The 14500-nt window shown below is 65.0% G+C and carries 14 protein-coding genes and 1 pseudogene; 7 read left to right on the forward strand and 8 right to left on the reverse strand.

The window, feature by feature from the left end:
• Positions 1 to 4 precede the first annotated feature (4 nt).
• The 4 genes from QX051_RS18205 (at position 5) to QX051_RS18220 (ending at position 4043) form a co-directional block, all read left to right on the forward strand.
• Entirely contained in the window at positions 5 to 1042 is a 1038-nt protein-coding gene (locus QX051_RS18205) for a branched-chain amino acid ABC transporter permease (protein ID WP_315738987.1), read from the forward strand.
• Positions 1039 to 1785: an ABC transporter ATP-binding protein gene (locus QX051_RS18210; RefSeq protein ID WP_315738986.1), complete on the forward strand. Its 747-nt coding sequence runs from the start codon at positions 1039 to 1041 to the stop codon at positions 1783 to 1785. Before QX051_RS18205 ends, QX051_RS18210 begins: the two co-directional genes overlap by 4 nt.
• Positions 1785 to 2501, forward strand: a complete 717-nt coding sequence (locus QX051_RS18215; RefSeq protein ID WP_315738984.1) for an ABC transporter ATP-binding protein — start codon at positions 1785 to 1787, stop codon at positions 2499 to 2501. The genes QX051_RS18210 and QX051_RS18215 overlap by 1 nt, the downstream gene beginning before the upstream one ends.
• Positions 2502 to 2924: 423 nt before the next feature.
• Complete coding sequence (locus QX051_RS18220; RefSeq protein WP_315777076.1) at positions 2925 to 4043, forward strand: cobalamin-independent methionine synthase II family protein; 1119 nt, start codon at positions 2925 to 2927, stop codon at positions 4041 to 4043.
• Between the two features lie 300 nt (positions 4044 to 4343).
• Here QX051_RS18220 and QX051_RS18225 read toward each other — a convergent pair whose 3' ends face one another.
• The 5 genes and pseudogenes from QX051_RS18225 to QX051_RS18245 all read right to left on the reverse strand — a co-directional run bounded on the left by QX051_RS18225 (position 4344) and on the right by QX051_RS18245 (position 7410).
• Positions 4344 to 4673: an addiction module antidote protein gene (locus QX051_RS18225; protein WP_315777077.1), complete on the reverse strand. Its 330-nt coding sequence runs from the start codon at positions 4671 to 4673 to the stop codon at positions 4344 to 4346.
• A 3-nt stretch (positions 4674 to 4676) separates the two neighbouring features.
• Positions 4677 to 4971 (reverse strand): annotated as a pseudogene (locus tag QX051_RS18230) (type II toxin-antitoxin system RelE/ParE family toxin).
• 100 nt (positions 4972 to 5071) lie between these two features.
• A complete protein-coding gene (locus QX051_RS18235) occupies positions 5072 to 6196 on the reverse strand; it encodes an acyltransferase (RefSeq protein WP_315777078.1) in 1125 nt (374 codons plus the stop codon).
• Positions 6197 to 6282: 86 nt separating this feature from the next.
• Positions 6283 to 6975: an SGNH/GDSL hydrolase family protein gene (locus QX051_RS18240; protein ID WP_315777079.1), complete on the reverse strand. Its 693-nt coding sequence runs from the start codon at positions 6973 to 6975 to the stop codon at positions 6283 to 6285.
• A gap of 57 nt (positions 6976 to 7032) precedes the next feature.
• A complete protein-coding gene (locus tag QX051_RS18245) occupies positions 7033 to 7410 on the reverse strand; it encodes a DUF2147 domain-containing protein (RefSeq protein WP_315738976.1) in 378 nt (125 codons plus the stop codon).
• A gap of 288 nt (positions 7411 to 7698) precedes the next feature.
• Here QX051_RS18245 and QX051_RS18250 point away from each other — a divergent pair, with 288 nt between their 5' ends.
• The 3 genes from QX051_RS18250 (at position 7699) to ahcY (ending at position 11845) form a co-directional block, all read left to right on the forward strand.
• Positions 7699 to 9048 (forward strand): hypothetical protein, encoded by a 1350-nt coding sequence (locus QX051_RS18250; RefSeq protein WP_315759151.1) that lies wholly within the window; start codon positions 7699 to 7701, stop codon positions 9046 to 9048.
• Between the two features lie 57 nt (positions 9049 to 9105).
• Positions 9106 to 10302 carry a methionine adenosyltransferase gene (metK, locus tag QX051_RS18255; protein ID WP_315738974.1) on the forward strand — a complete coding sequence of 399 codons (1197 nt, stop codon included), beginning with the start codon at positions 9106 to 9108 and terminating at the stop codon, positions 10300 to 10302.
• Between the two features lie 121 nt (positions 10303 to 10423).
• Positions 10424 to 11845, forward strand: a complete 1422-nt coding sequence (gene ahcY / locus QX051_RS18260) for an adenosylhomocysteinase (RefSeq protein WP_315759149.1) — start codon at positions 10424 to 10426, stop codon at positions 11843 to 11845.
• Positions 11846 to 12079: 234 nt separating this feature from the next.
• On the opposite strand, the gene QX051_RS18265 is transcribed toward ahcY, so the two are convergent.
• The 3 genes from QX051_RS18265 to QX051_RS18275 all read right to left on the reverse strand — a co-directional run bounded on the left by QX051_RS18265 (position 12080) and on the right by QX051_RS18275 (position 14265).
• Positions 12080 to 13102: a hypothetical protein gene (locus QX051_RS18265; RefSeq protein WP_315777080.1), complete on the reverse strand. Its 1023-nt coding sequence runs from the start codon at positions 13100 to 13102 to the stop codon at positions 12080 to 12082.
• 261 nt (positions 13103 to 13363) lie between these two features.
• The gene (locus QX051_RS18270; RefSeq protein ID WP_315777081.1) at positions 13364 to 13945 is read right to left on the reverse strand and encodes a cytochrome b/b6 domain-containing protein; all 582 of its coding nucleotides are present in this window, start codon (positions 13943 to 13945) and stop codon (positions 13364 to 13366) included.
• A 47-nt stretch (positions 13946 to 13992) separates the two neighbouring features.
• Complete coding sequence (locus QX051_RS18275) at positions 13993 to 14265, reverse strand: PepSY domain-containing protein (RefSeq protein WP_315777082.1); 273 nt, start codon at positions 14263 to 14265, stop codon at positions 13993 to 13995.
• Positions 14266 to 14500: the final 235 nt, after the last annotated feature.

Raw genomic sequence — 14500 nt, forward strand, 5'->3', positions numbered from 1 at the left:
TCGCATGACGACGAATGCACAAACCGAGGTCGGATTTCACGCCAGGCAGCACGGCCGCTGGCACTGGAGCGAGTTCGCCTTCTGGATCGTCGTGCTGGCGGTTGGCCTCGCGTTTCCATCGCGCTACCTGATCATGACCGAGATCCTGCGGCTGGCGCTGTTCGCTCTGTCGCTCGACTTGATCCTCGGTTACGCCGGCATCGTCTCGCTCGGGCACGCGGCCTTCTTCGGCGTCGGGGCCTATTGCGCGGGCCTGCTCTCGGTGCATGGCATCATCAATGAGCCGGTGCTGGCGCTGATCGTGGCGGGACTTGCCGCCACTGTGCTTGGCTTCGCCACCAGCTTCCTGGTCATCCGCGGTGTCGACCTGACGCGACTGATGGTGACGCTCGGCATCGCGCTCCTGATGGAGGCGCTGGCGGAGCGCTTTTCCAACATCACCGGCGGCACCGACGGTCTCCAGGGCATCGACATCCAGCCGATCTTCGGCGTGTTCGCCTTCGACATGTTCGGCAAGACCGGGTTCTTCTATGCGCTTGCGGTGCTGTTCGTGCTGTTCCTGCTGGCGCGGACGATCGTGCACTCGCCGTTCGGCCTGTCGCTGCGCGCGATCAAGAACAATCCGCTGCGCGCCGCCGCCGTCGGCATTCCCGTCAACAAGCGCCTGATCGCGATCTACACGGTCGCGGCGTTCTATGCTGGCATTGCCGGGGCGCTGTTCACGCAGACCACGGCACTGGCCTCGCTCGACGTGTTCTCGTTCGAGCGCTCCGCAGACCTGGTGCTGATGCTGGTCATCGGCGGCTCCGGCTATCTCTATGGCGGGCTGATCGGCGCCGCCGTGTTCCGGATGCTGCAGGAGCTGTTCCAGTGGATCACGCCGCAATACTGGATGTTCTGGATCGGCCTCGTGCTCGTCGTCATCGTGCTGGTGGGCCGCCACCGCATCCACGCCTATGCGCTGTGGTTGCCCAACCTCATCCTGCGCCAGATCGCCGGCCGCAAGGCCGCGGTGGCCCTCACCGATAACGAGGCGCCATGACCTACGCATTGGAAACCCGCGGCCTCGACAAGCATTTCGGCGGCCTTCACGTCACCCGCGACCTGTCGCTGCAGATCGTGCCGGGCGCGCGCCACGCGCTGATCGGCCCGAACGGCGCCGGCAAGACGACCGTGATCAATCAACTGACCGGCGTGCTGGAGCCGAGCGCGGGGCGCATCCTGCTCGAAGGCCAGGACATCACCGACCTGCCGGTGCACAAGCGCGTGCTGCGCGGCCTGTCGCGCACCTTCCAGATCAATCAGCTCTATCCGGACCTGACGCCGCTGGAGACCATCGGGCTTGCCGTGTCCGAGCGCCTCGGCGGCGGCGGCAATTGGTGGCGGCGCATGGGCACGCGCGACGACATCAATGCCGAGATCGCCGAGACGCTGGAGAGCTTCCGCCTGCTCGACGTGATGAATGATCGTACCTCGACCTTGCCCTATGGCAAGCAGCGCCTGCTCGAGATCGCCGTCGCGATCGCCGCCAAGCCCCGCGTGCTGCTGCTCGACGAGCCCGCCGCCGGCGTGCCCGAGGGCGAGCGCAAGGACATTCTCGCCGCCGTCGCCGCGCTGCCGCGCGATGTGACGGTGCTGCTGATCGAGCACGACATGGATCTCGTCTTCTCCTTCGCCGACCGCATCTCGGTCCTGGTCTCCGGCGCTCTGCTGGTCGAAGGCACGCCGGACGAGGTCGCGCGCGATCCGCAGGTCAAGGCGGTCTATCTCGGCGAGGCTGCGTGATGACCGATCTGCTGACCATCGAGAACCTGCGCGCCGGCTACGGTCAGGCGGTCGTGCTGCCGAACATGTCGCTCAAGCTGCCCGAGGGACAGGTGCTGGCGCTGCTCGGCCGCAACGGCACCGGCAAGACGACGCTGATCAATTCCATCGTCGGTGTCACCCGCCGCTTCTCCGGCAAGCTGGCCTTGGCGGGCACCGACATCACGAGCCTGCGCGCCGATCAGCGCGCCCGTGCCGGCATCGGTTGGGTGCCGCAGGAGCGCAACATCTTCCGCTCGCTCACGGTGGAGGAAAACATGACCGCGGTGGCGCAGCCCGGCCCCTGGACGGTCGAGCGCGTCTACCAGATGTTTCCGCGGCTGAAGGAGCGCCGCAACAATTTCGGCAACCAGCTGTCGGGCGGCGAGCAGCAGATGCTGGCGATCGGCCGCGCGCTGACCCTGAACCCGAAGGTGCTGCTGCTGGACGAGCCGACCGAGGGCCTGGCGCCGATCATCGTCGAGGAGCTGCTGGCCGCGATCGGCACCATCAGCCGGGCCGGCGGGCTGTGCTCCATCATTGTCGAGCAGCACGCGCAGAAGCTGCTCGCGCTGGCCGACCGCGTCGTCATCCTGGAGCGCGGCACTATCGTGCATGATGCCCCGTCGAGCGCGCTGAAGGCCGATCCGGCGCCGCTTGAGCGGCATCTGGGGGTTGCGAGCGCGGCGGCGCATTGACCCGATCAACCGGCTCGACGACAGCCGGGCAGCGTCATCTTCAGTTGCAGTTGTGATATGGTTCACGCACGCGGTGCGGGAGTCGATTGCGGTGTGTCGCGCCGCCTTTGCCACATTGGTATGCAGGATTCGTCATCGCAGGGAACGATCGTGAAGCGCCGACAAAGGGCAACCCGGCCCTTCCGCCTCGCCCCACCCGGAGACGGTCGCAAAATCACCCCTGGATGATTTCTGGCAGCCCAGGCGAGTGGTGTGGCGGGGGACCGGGCCAAGCTCCCCGTTCCAACGGAATTGTATACCGATCGGATACGGGGTAGGGGATGGACCCGTCCATGACGCTTTGCCCGGATCGCACGCCAAGGCAGATCGCAACCGGCCCAACAAGTCTATCCAACGAATCGACGCCTTCCAAGGAGTGAGCACATGCAACGCACCAAGCCCCCATTCCGCGCCGACGAAGTCGGCAGCCTCTTGCGGCCCCAGAAGATCAAGGAAGCCCGCGCCAAACTCGAGAAGGGCGAGATCTCGGCCGACGATCTCCGAAAGATCGAGGACATGGAGATCGAGAAGGTCGTGCACCGCCAGGCCTCGACCGGCCTGAAGCTTGCGACCGATGGCGAGTTCCGCCGCTCCTGGTGGCATTTCGACTTCCTCGCCAAGCTGACTGGCTGCGAGCTGTTCCATCCCGACACCGGCATCCAGTTCACGGGCGTGCAGACCCGTCATGACGCGGTGCGCGTGATCAGCAAGCTCGACTTCCCGACCGATCATCCGATGCTCGACCATTTCCGCTTTCTGAAGAAGCACGCCGACACCGCGCATGTGACGGCGAAGATGACGATCCCGTCGCCGGCCGTGCTGCACTTCCGTGGCGGCCGCAAGTCGATCTCCAAGGACGTCTATCCCGATCTCGACGCCTTCTACGAGGATCTCGGCAAGACCTATCGCAAGGCCGTGAAGGCGTTCTACGACGCCGGCTGCCGCTATCTGCAGTTCGACGACACCGTGTGGGCCTATCTGTGCTCGCAGGACGAATTGCAGAAGGCCAGGGAGCGTGGCGACAATCCCGATGGCCTGCAGCAGATCTATTCGCGCATCATCAACTACGCGATCGCCGAGCGGCCCGCCGACATGACGATCACGACCCACGTCTGCCGCGGCAATTTCCGCTCGACCTGGATCTCCTCGGGCGGCTACGAGCCGGTGGCCGAGACCATGCTCGCCAACACCAACTACGACGGCTACTTCCTGGAGTATGACAGCGAGCGCGCCGGCGGCTTCGAGCCGCTGCGCTTCCTGCCCAAGGGCAACAAGGTCGTCGTGGTCGGTCTCGTCACCTCGAAGGTCGGCGAACTCGAGAAGAAGGACGACATCAAGCGCCGCCTGGAGGAGGCCTCGAAGTTCGCCCCGCTCGACCAGCTCGCGCTGTCCCCGCAATGCGGCTTCGCCTCGACCGAGGAAGGCAACATCCTGAGCGAAGAGGAGCAGTGGGCCAAGCTGCGCCTCTGCGTCGAGCTCGCCGAGGAAATCTGGGGGAAGTAAGCCTGCGGACAGGAGCCCATTGAAGTCAGACCCGTACCTTACCCGGGGCAGCTGACTAAGACGGTCGCTTCGGACAGGATCGCCGCGGCAAATGCGCGGCGATCCTTCACGGCGATGGATGCAAGAGCCGCCATGTCCGTGACCTGATTTTGACGATTGCGATTTCAATAGGTCTGGCCGAGGTGGACTCATCAAGCCGCCCAAGCAATCCCGTCGGGTCTTGGCTCTGTTGCAAGAGGCCGATGATCTGCTGAATGGCTGGTAACGACCAGCACATTCAATGCCATCTCGAAGATCTCACTACGCGGCTCGGCGGCCCGCCTTCTTGGTGGTCTTCCGCTTCGGAGCCGTCTTAGGCGGAGCCGAGGTGAGCTTCACGCCGAGAGCGCGGAGCACTTTCAGGATGGTGGCGAACTCCGGGTTCCCGTCTTCACCAAGCGCCCGATAGAGCTGTTCGCGACGGATGCCGGTTGCCTTTGCGACTTCCGACATGCCGCGCGCCCGGGCAATTGTGTTGATCGCGGCGCGGATTTCATCAGCGGTGCCGTCCTCAAGCGCCGCGGCCAGAAACTCGGCTTGGGCCTCCGGCTCTGCAAGATATTCCGCGGCATCGAAGCGCGTTGTTGCCATTCGCTACCCCTCTCTCTCGGCCAGTTCTTGAGCGCGCCGGATATCGGAACGCTGGGTGCTCTTGTCACCACCGCAAAGCAGGATCACCAAGACGTTGCCTTTCTGGCGAAAATAGACCCGATAGCCGGGGCCGTAATCGATCCGCATTTCGGAGACGCCCCCCACCAACGGGCTTGCTGTCCCCGAGGTTGCCACCTTCAGCACGGGCAATGCGGGCAGCAATACGTGCCTTTGCTCTCGCATCTCGCAGACCAAGAAGCCATTCCTTGATTTCGCTGGTCTGCCGGATTTCGAGCATGAAAGAGTGTATCTTAAAAGGTACAGAGGCGCAAGGGTGCGAGAGCGAGGCGCGCCGGCAATGCCCTCCTGCCCGAGCGCTGGGCTCGGCGGTCTTGCGATCAAGGTTGGGCGGCCGGAGCAATCCGCCCCGTTTCGTTTTTGCGTAGCAGTGCGCGACGAATCAGCCGCTGCGCTGGCGCCTCGAACCCGCGATAGGTGACGTACGCCGCCGACAGGGTCAGCGCCATGAAGCCAATCCAGAACGACTGGCTGCCGTATGGAATTGCTCGTCCTAAAAAGCCAAAAACCAGTGCGATCGCAAGCTGGATCGGGAAGTGCAGCAGATAGCAGGAATAGGTCATGTTGCCGGCGGCCTGCAGCAGGTTCTCGATGCGCCGCGGCAGGGCGATCGGCCTCGCGCAGGCGAACAACAGGATCGGCGTGGTGACCAGCAGCAGAGCTGCGGCCCGCTCGGCCAGCTCAATGCCGGAGATCCAGAGAGCGACGGGAATTCCGACGGCCGCGCTCAAAGCGAGGGCCTCGAGCTTCGGCCGATACCAGGCATCGGCGACGCTCTGCCGCGCCATGGCGGCCAGTCCGCCGGCATAGAAGAACACGAAACACTTGCCGACCAGTGTCCCGCTCGCGATGCCGGCCAGGATCATCGCCAGGTTCAACAGCGGTGATGTGGTGACGAAACGCAGCGCCAGGAAGAACACCGCATAGGCAAGGACCTCGATCGAGACCGACCAGATCGGGCCGTTGAAGCTGACCCCGGTCGGCGGCAGCCAGTCGCTCGCCATGAAAAGCTGGGCGACGAAATGAGCGAGATCGTTGCTCTGGTAGACGAAGAAGAAGCCGTGCTGCGCGACATAGAGGGCCTGCAACCCCGCGACCAGCAGCAGCGTTGCGAGATGCAGCGGATAGAGCCGCGACAGCCGGTTGACGAAGAAGGTCCAGCCGTCGACCGTGCCATCCGGGATGATCGCGCCGTACTTCCAGAAGAAGATGAAGCCCGAGATGCACCAGAAGATCACGACGCCGTATTCGCCGAGCTCATAGAACGGAAACAGGACATTGTAGAACGGCAGCTCGCTGCGAACGAGATCGACAGGGGCATCGGCGATGTAGGCGAAGTGCGGGTAGTGCCACAGCAGCACCGAGATGGTGGCGAGGAAACGCAGCAGCTCGAGCCCGAGCAGCTTGTGAGTCCCAGGCGATGTCGATGTGTAGGGCAGGGCCATGCGCTGATCGTTAACCGTCTCGACGGGATGTGCGGCCCAATCCTAGTCGGCGCGAAGTGAAGGATTGTTTTCGCTGCCTGCGGGGATCAGCGGCAGGCGAGCTCGGTTCCCTGCAGGATCGCCTGGTCCCAGGATCGATAGCCTGTGGCATTCAGATGGATGCCTTCGAGCGTGAACGGCGACTCCATCGGCGGCAGGGGCAGGAAGGTCGCGCCGGTGCGCCTCGCGAGGTCCGGCAGCATGGCGCGATAGCCGGTGATGCTCGCCATGGCGGCCTTCTCCATGGCCGGCGTGAATGGCCCGCGCGCCTCGACGAGGGGAAACTCAGCGATGAAGATGCGCGTGGTGAGCTTTGACAGCTCGCGCAGCAGGGCCTCGTAGCGTCCAGCGAAGACCTTGCTGGAGTCGGGCTTGGCGGTCAGTGCATCGTTCACGCCGAGGGAGACGATGATCGCGAACGGCCGTTTCGGGCCGAGTGCGGGCTTGAGCCAGCCGGCCAGGTCGCTGCGCGTCCCGGCGCCGGCGAGACCGGCATTGACGACCGGATGCCCGCAGGCGCTGGCCGGCAGCGTCGCCGCCTCGACGATGCTGTCGCCAAGCACGACGATCGGATCATCGGGGCGCGCCAGCAGGTTGTAGTGGACGATGAGCTGGCGAACCGTCCGGTGGTCGCTGCCGGACGGCGCCGCAGAGCGGCGCACCAGCACGAACGTCGCGGCTGCCGCGGCAATCACCGCAAACAGCACAAAACCCAGTCGCGCCTGTGCCTTCGCTGCCATGTGGACGATTGGTGCCCTCGATCGGTGAGACCGTAGTGCAAATTCGCAAACGGAGCTCTAATTCGCCCGCGTCCAGGTCGAGGACCGGCAGACGATGCCGCCGAGCGCGCAGCCCGCGGTCGTCAAGGTGCCGCCCGACAGCGTCATCTTGGCATCGTAGGTCTTGCCGTCATCGGGATTGCTGTAGCTGCCGGCCCAGGCATTGGGTCCGGTCGGCTTCATGCCGGAGAACAGCCGCTGGCCGACCTTGGCCGGGGTGTCGGTGCCCTCCTTGATCCAGACCAGTGTGCCGCAGATGGCGCCGCCGCAGGGGGTGAACTTGACCTTGGAGGCGCCGCTCTCGCGCAGCCAGACGCCGGTGACGTCGTCGGCGAGCGCCGGGCCTGCGGCCAGCGCGAGCGAGAACCCAAGTCCAAGGACAAAACGACCGATCATGCGTGCCTCCCTAATCCTTCGAGACGAGCTTGTTGCTGGCGGATCGTGTCGGCGATGCGGCGGGCCGACGGCGATACGCTTCGTCTCCATTGTTCAACAAGGATAGCAGGATTCGGACATGCTGCACCTCGCGACCGGGCGTGCCGATGTGGCGCGACAGCGCCGTATCCGGTGTTTCTGCGTCCGGAAGGTTCCGGGTTCGGGCTCTTTCCAATGGTGGGCAGATGGTGCTAGGAGGTTGGGCCAGGGGCGCGCTGCCCACTCATGTTTCCCACCCCGCCGGGCCGAATGAAGAACGACCAGCTGCTCGCCCAGATCACGGAGTTCTGCCGCCAGTCCGACATGGCGGAATCAACGTTCGGCCGCCGCGCCGTCAACGACGGCAAGCTGGTGCAGCGGCTGCGCGAGGGCAAGCGCATCACCATCGACACGCTCGACCGCATCCAGGCCTATATCGCGGCATCCACCGGCACCCTGCCGCCGCCGCGGCTCGACGTCGTTCCCGAGAAGCGCGATCCCAAGAGCAATTTCCGCTTCTTCGAGAACCGCCAGAAATATCTCTTGTTCGTGCACACCTGCAGCGAGAAGCGGGTGGTGGCGGAACGCGTCGGTCTCGAGCTCGCCAGCATCCATCCGCGGCCGCCGGCACTGCGGCTGTTCGACGCCGGCGTCGGCGACGGCACCGTGCTGTCGAAGGTGCTGCGGACCATGCATGGCCGCTTTCCCCACATCCCGTTCTATGTCGCGGGCAAGGAGCTGAGCCTCGAGGACGTCCGGCTGACCTTGGAAAAGGTGCCGGACCGGCTGTTCGAGCACCCCGCCAGCGTGTTCGTGTTCACCAACATGAACTATGCCGAGGCGCCCTGGCTGACCCCGGCCTCGCCGTCGGTGGCGGCATCGATGATCTGGCACGAGGTCGTGCTGCAGGGCGATTCGTCGGGGGATTTCGAGACCCAGATCGCGGCGCTGAAGCCGTTCCTGGAGCAGAACTGGCGCGCCAACGTCTCCCAGCGCACGGGCATGCCGGTCTATGAGCGGCCGATCGCGCTGGTGCTCTACCGCGAGGATCACCGCTTCCTGCTCGACGGCATCATCCCGCGGGCCGGGCGGGTCGAGGCCAATTTCGACCTGATCATCGCCTCGCAGCCCTACCGGGCCCGTTCCTCGGTCAATTTCCGCGCCAAGCGCATCATCGCACCGCTGGCGCGGGCGCTGAAGCCGGGCGGGCGGCTGATCGGAATCCACTCCCATGGCGAGGATCCGGGCCTGGAGATCATCCAGGCGGTCTGGCCCGGAGAAAATCCTTTCTCGGTCAGCCGGCATGAGCTATTGCGCGCCGTCAAGTACGAGTTGGGGTCCAGTGGGCGGGACTTAAATTTTAACGCCTATGCGGACAATCGCTCGATTTTCAGGTATGAGATGGAGGCTCTGCCCAACGAGGTCACCGGTACCATCGGAACCTCGACGGCCTTTGCAGCCTGGAATGCGGCGGTGTATGTCGCGCAGATCGAGGAAGACCGCCTGACGGAGGTCGCACACTCGTCTCGTGCGCTCGACGCCGCCAGAGAGGTTCTGCGAAAGCACAACGGGCTGTGGTTCTACGACGAGTCCTACGTCATCTCGCGGCGTCGCGACTGACATTCCTTAGGGATCAATACAAACGACCGCCGTGGGCGGCGAAGAAGGGGTTGCTTGATGCGCGCGTCATATCTGTTCACCTCGGAGTCGGTGTCCGAAGGCCATCCGGACAAGGTTTGCGACCGTATTTCCGATGAGATCGTCGACCTGTTCTACCGCGAAGGGCCGAAGGCCGGCATCGACCCCTGGCAGATCCGCGCCGCGTGCGAGACGCTCGCCACCACCAACAAGGTCGTGATCGCCGGTGAGACCCGCGGCCCGGCTTCGGTTACCAACGAGCACATCGAGCACGTCGTCCGCGAGGCCATCAAGGACATCGGCTACGAGCAGGAAGGCTTCCACTGGAAGACCTGCGACATCGAGATCCTGCTGCATCCGCAGTCGGCCGACATTGCGCAGGGCGTCGACGCGCTGCAGCCGGGCGAAGTCAAGGAAGAGGGCGCCGGCGACCAGGGCATCATGTTCGGTTACGCTTGCAACGAGACGCCCGATTTGATGCCGGCGCCGATTTTCTACGCCCATAAGATCCTGCGCCTGATTTCGGAAGCCCGTCATTCGGGAGTCGAGAAGGTGCTCGGCCCGGACTCCAAGAGCCAGGTCACCGTGCGCTATGAGAATGGCAAGCCGGTGGGCGTGCGCGAGATCGTCGTCTCGCATCAGCATCTGGTCGAGGACATGACCTCGGCGCAGGTGCGCGAGCGGGTCGAGCCCTATGTGCGCGAGGCGCTGCCGAAGGACTGGATCACCAAGGACACGATCTGGCACATCAACCCGACCGGCAAGTTCTACATCGGCGGCCCCGATGGCGACACCGGCCTCACCGGCCGCAAGATCATCGTCGACACCTATGGCGGCGCGGCTCCGCATGGCGGCGGCGCCTTCTCCGGCAAGGATCCGACCAAGGTCGACCGCTCCGCGGCCTACGCCGCCCGCTACCTCGCCAAGAACATCGTCGCTTCCGGTCTCGCCGACCGCTGCACCCTGCAGCTCGCTTATGCCATCGGCGTGGCGCGGCCGCTGTCGATCTACATCGACACCCACGGCACCGGGAAGGTTTCCGAGGACAAGCTCGAGAAGGCGGCGGCCGAGGTCATGAACCTTACCCCGCGCGGCATCCGCTCGCATCTCGACCTCAACCGCCCGATCTACGCGCGCACCGCGGCCTACGGCCATTTCGGCCGCACGCCGGACAACGAGGGCGGCTTCTCCTGGGAGAAGACCGACCTCGCCGAAGCGTTCAAGCGCGCGGTGTAGTTGTTAGGGCCGTCATTCCGGGGCAGCGCAATAGCGCTGAACCCGGAATCTCGAAGTGATGGATTCCGGGTTCGCGCTTACGCGCCCCGGAATGATGTTTTTTGACAAACAGGAACCCCACATGACCGCCAAGCCAGGTTTCACCGACTACATCGTCAAGGACATTTCGCTCGCCGAGTTCGGCCGCAAGGAGATCTCGCTCGCCGAGACCGAGATGCCCGGCCTGATGGCGACGCGTGAGGAGTATGGCCCGAAGCAGCCGCTGAAGGGCGCGCGCATTGCGGGCTCGCTGCACATGACCATCCAGACCGCGGTGCTGATCGAGACGCTGAAGGCGCTCGGCGCCGACATCCGCTGGGTCTCGTGCAACATCTACTCGACCCAGGACCACGCCGCCGCGGCGATCGCTGCCGCCGGCATTCCGGTGTTCGCCGTCAAGGGCGAGACGCTGGTCGACTACTGGGACTACACCGCCAAGCTGTTCGACTGGCATGGCGGCGGTCATCCGAACATGATCCTCGATGACGGCGGCGACGCCACCATGTACGTCCATCTCGGCCTGCGCGCCGAGAACGGCGACGCGGCGTTCCTCGACAAGCCTGCCTCCGAGGAGGAGGAGGTGTTCTTCGCGCTGCTCAAGAAGCAGCTCAAGGAGAAGCCGAAGGGCTACTTCGCCGAGATCGCCAAGTCGATCAAGGGCGTCTCGGAGGAGACCACCACGGGCGTGCACCGTCTCTACGACATGCAGAAGGCCGGCACGCTGCTGTGGCCCGCGATCAACGTCAACGACAGCGTCACCAAGTCGAAGTTCGACAACCTCTACGGCTGCCGCGAGTCGCTGGTCGACGGCATCCGCCGCGGCACCGACGTGATGATGTCGGGCAAGGTCGCGATGGTTGCGGGCTTCGGCGACGTCGGCAAGGGCTCGGCCGCCTCGCTGCGCCAAGCCGGCTGCCGCGTCATGGTGTCCGAGATCGATCCGATCTGCGCGCTGCAGGCGGCAATGGAGGGCTATGAGGTTGTGACGATGGAGGACGCCGCGCCGCGCGCCGACATCTTCGTCACCGCCACCGGCAACAAGGACATCATCACCATCGAGCACATGCGCGCGATGAAGGATCGCGCCATCGTCTGCAACATCGGCCACTTCGACAACGAGATCCAGGTCGCCTCGCTGAAGAACCTGAAATGGACCAACATCAAGCCGCAGGTCGACGAGATCACCTTCCCCGACGGCAAGCGCATGATCCTGCTGTCCGAAGGCCGCCTGGTGAACCTCGGCAATGCGATGGGCCACCCGTCCTTCGTGATGTCGGCGTCCTTCACCAACCAGACCCTGGCGCAGATCGAGCTCTACGCCAACAACAAGGACGGCAAGTACAAGAAGGAAGTCTACGTGCTGCCGAAGTCGCTGGACGAGAAGGTGGCGATGCTGCACCTCGCCAAGATCGGCGTGAATCTCACCAAGCTGCGCCCCGACCAGGCCTCCTACATCGGCGTCAAGCCGGAAGGCCCGTTCAAGTCGGACCACTACCGCTACTGATAATCCGGCGCGACGCGCGGCGGAGATGGTGAAGGCCGGGGCATTGCCCCGGCCTTTTGTTTTGTCGTCATCGATGCTCCGAAGATGGGACGTCGTCATTGCGAGCGAAGCGAAGCAATCCAGGGTGTCGCGCGCGACTCTGGATTGCTTCGTCGCTTCGCTCCTCGCAATGACGGAGAGAGTGTGCGCTCTACGAAATCAACGAGATACTGCTACCTGCAGTGTACGTGACAATCACCCTGTCCGCCGCGAGGCCAGCGCCGACGCGCGCACCGCCTTCGTGCGCTTTGCCGCATGATGCTCCGGTCGCGCGGCGATCCGCTTGCCCTTCTTCGTCTCCGCCGCCGCCACCCTCACCGCAGGCGCGCGATGCTTGGCATATTCCTCGCCGTCGACCGGGCCGACATGTGGCGGGTCGCGATCGAGATAGGGCCGGCCGATGCCAAAGCTCTTGCCGTTGGCGTCGACCCATTTCCACAACTGCTCGGTCGCCACCCAGCGCTGTGCGCGCGTCGCGCCGTTGACGCTGACGATGTCGGCCGCGAGTCCGTGGCCGTAGCCGCCGCGCAGGCTGCCGCCGTGATAGGAGCGGTTGCTGGCGGCCTTCAGGCCGCTCGCGATCTCCTGGCGATAATCGTCGCGGAAGCCGCTGGTGATGCCCGGCGCGAGACCCGCGGCCTCGGCGGCGTGCAAGGTGTGAAACAGCTTCAGCTTGAAGCCGCGGTCCATGCCGCCGATCACGTACTCCATCATGCTGCGGCCGACGCGCTCGGCCGCCTTCGGATCCTTCCAGGTGAAGTCATTGTCGACCAGCTTGGTGAAGCTGCGCGTCACCTTCACCATGCGCCCCTTGCGCTTGACCGTGACGACGCGGCGCTCGGTCTCGCGGACCTTGTCGAGCTTCGGCGCGCGCTCGTACAGCGCCCACAGATAGCGATCGATGCAGGCATCGATGGCGGGGCACTCGTCGAGGATCTCGATGCGGTCGGCGCTGGCGACGGTGGGCCGAGGCGGTTCGGTCGCTGCGCTGGGCGCGGCCTGTTCGTCCGGTGGCAGGACGGCCGATGGCGTGATCGACGCGGTCGTCAGCGCGGGCTCGGCTGCGGTCGGCTGCGGCGACGTCGCAATCGGCTCCGCGACGACGGGCGGCGTCGCCGCCTCGATCTCGGCGGCGGCCGCGGGCCATGCCGCCGCACAAGCTATCAGGACAACGGACCGACACAACGCACGCGTCGAAAGCTGCTGCGAGCTCATCATCCGGCCTCCCCAAAATCCGAGCCCCTGCTGGTGAGGGGCGGTCAGGCATCCGATACCTGCGATTGTTCGGCGCAAGACGGCCCGGCGCAATAACGCATCTCCGCGCCCGCGCAGCTTTTGCGAGAACTGTGGCCTGCGTGCAACGCTCGTGAGTTCCGGGTGTGGCGCGATTCGCCGCGAACGATCGTTCGGCGACGACAGATGCTGGAGACCGCAGGGCCTCCGGCTGACGCTCACGCCGTACGCGGCTGAGCCGTCCGGTCAGCTCGCGCGCGAGCTGCGCCGCAGCAGCTTCCGCCCTGTCAGCATGGCGCGGGCGAGATTCTCGCGCTGCAGGCGGCTCACCAGCACGACGCCGGCGACATGCAGCACCACCAGCGGGATCAGCAGATATGACGTCACCTCGTGGGTGTCCTCGACCCACCAGAGGCCGAAGAAGCGCACGGTCACCTGCATCGCGCCGGTCACCGCGGAGACGATGAGCAGAAGCAGCAGTGCGAGCTGCATCGCCGTGCCTGCAGGGTTCAGCCCGAGATAGCGTCCGGTCCTGCCGCGCCGCAGATTCCACAGATAAGCGGGCGTCGCGCGCAGCCGGGCGCCGATGCTGCGGAAGCGCGAATGGCGGGTGCCGATGATGCCCCAGATCAGGCGGAACGCAAGCAGTCCGAGGATCGCGTAGCCCGCGATCCGGTGCAGGCCGTCATGGACGTTCGGCGTCACCCAGGCGACGAGCACCAGCACGGCCAGCATCCAGTGCCACAGCCGCAGCGGCAGGTCCCAGACCCGTACTGTCTCGGCGGCGTCCCGGTGTTTCAGGCTGGCGCGGGGGGCTGTGCCGTGCATGGCTCTCACGTCAGGTCATCCAGCACGCTGGACGACGCTTGCGCCAACTACTTGGCGATCGTGTGCTTCAGGCTGAGATCCTCCGGGCTGTAGAACAGCTCATACAGCTTGTCGCCCTTGACGCCGTAGACCTCGTAGCAGGTGCCCTCGACCTTCGAGCGGCGCACCTCGTAGCCCGCATCCTTCGCCTTGGCTTCCGCCTCGGCCGCCGGCTTCCACGACGCCTTGTCGAGCTTGGTGCAGTCCTTGTAGCCGTCGGCCAAGGCCGGCGAGATGGCGGTAAACGCGACAGCGAGCGCGGCCGCAATGGTCAGTCTCATCAATCCCTCCAATGAGCAAATACAAAGACGATGCATCGTGGGATCAGTGGAGACGGCAACCGCCCCGATGTGTCAACGGAGCGGCGGCTGGAATTGCTCTTAGAGCTTTTCCAAATTCGCCAGGGCCGCGATTTTTCAGCCGAGAATCGCAGACGGCGTGATGCGCGACGTTACGTCTCGCTCGCGCCGCTCATTGCGACACTGTGGTCGTCTGGCGTCCGCTCTCGCCCGGTCC

The organism is Bradyrhizobium sp. SZCCHNR1053 (genome assembly GCF_032381235.1).
Lineage (GTDB): Bacteria > Pseudomonadota > Alphaproteobacteria > Rhizobiales > Xanthobacteraceae > Bradyrhizobium.

Coding starts and splice junctions, on each gene's coding strand:
- metK (WP_315738974.1), top strand. CDS start 9,106: ATGCGCGCGTCATATCTGTTCACCTCGGAGTCGGTGTCCGAAGGCCAT.
- QX051_RS18265 (WP_315777080.1), bottom strand. CDS start 13,102: ATGATGAGCTCGCAGCAGCTTTCGACGCGTGCGTTGTGTCGGTCCGTT.
- QX051_RS18235 (WP_315777078.1), bottom strand. CDS start 6,196: ATGGCCCTGCCCTACACATCGACATCGCCTGGGACTCACAAGCTGCTC.
- QX051_RS18205 (WP_315738987.1), top strand. CDS start 5: ATGACGACGAATGCACAAACCGAGGTCGGATTTCACGCCAGGCAGCAC.
- QX051_RS18250 (WP_315759151.1), top strand. CDS start 7,699: ATGAAGAACGACCAGCTGCTCGCCCAGATCACGGAGTTCTGCCGCCAG.
- QX051_RS18225 (WP_315777077.1), bottom strand. CDS start 4,673: ATGGCAACAACGCGCTTCGATGCCGCGGAATATCTTGCAGAGCCGGAG.
- QX051_RS18245 (WP_315738976.1), bottom strand. CDS start 7,410: ATGATCGGTCGTTTTGTCCTTGGACTTGGGTTCTCGCTCGCGCTGGCC.
- QX051_RS18240 (WP_315777079.1), bottom strand. CDS start 6,975: ATGGCAGCGAAGGCACAGGCGCGACTGGGTTTTGTGCTGTTTGCGGTG.
- QX051_RS18220 (WP_315777076.1), top strand. CDS start 2,925: ATGCAACGCACCAAGCCCCCATTCCGCGCCGACGAAGTCGGCAGCCTC.
- ahcY (WP_315759149.1), top strand. CDS start 10,424: ATGACCGCCAAGCCAGGTTTCACCGACTACATCGTCAAGGACATTTCG.
- QX051_RS18210 (WP_315738986.1), top strand. CDS start 1,039: ATGACCTACGCATTGGAAACCCGCGGCCTCGACAAGCATTTCGGCGGC.
- QX051_RS18215 (WP_315738984.1), top strand. CDS start 1,785: ATGACCGATCTGCTGACCATCGAGAACCTGCGCGCCGGCTACGGTCAG.
- QX051_RS18275 (WP_315777082.1), bottom strand. CDS start 14,265: ATGAGACTGACCATTGCGGCCGCGCTCGCTGTCGCGTTTACCGCCATC.
- QX051_RS18270 (WP_315777081.1), bottom strand. CDS start 13,945: ATGCACGGCACAGCCCCCCGCGCCAGCCTGAAACACCGGGACGCCGCC.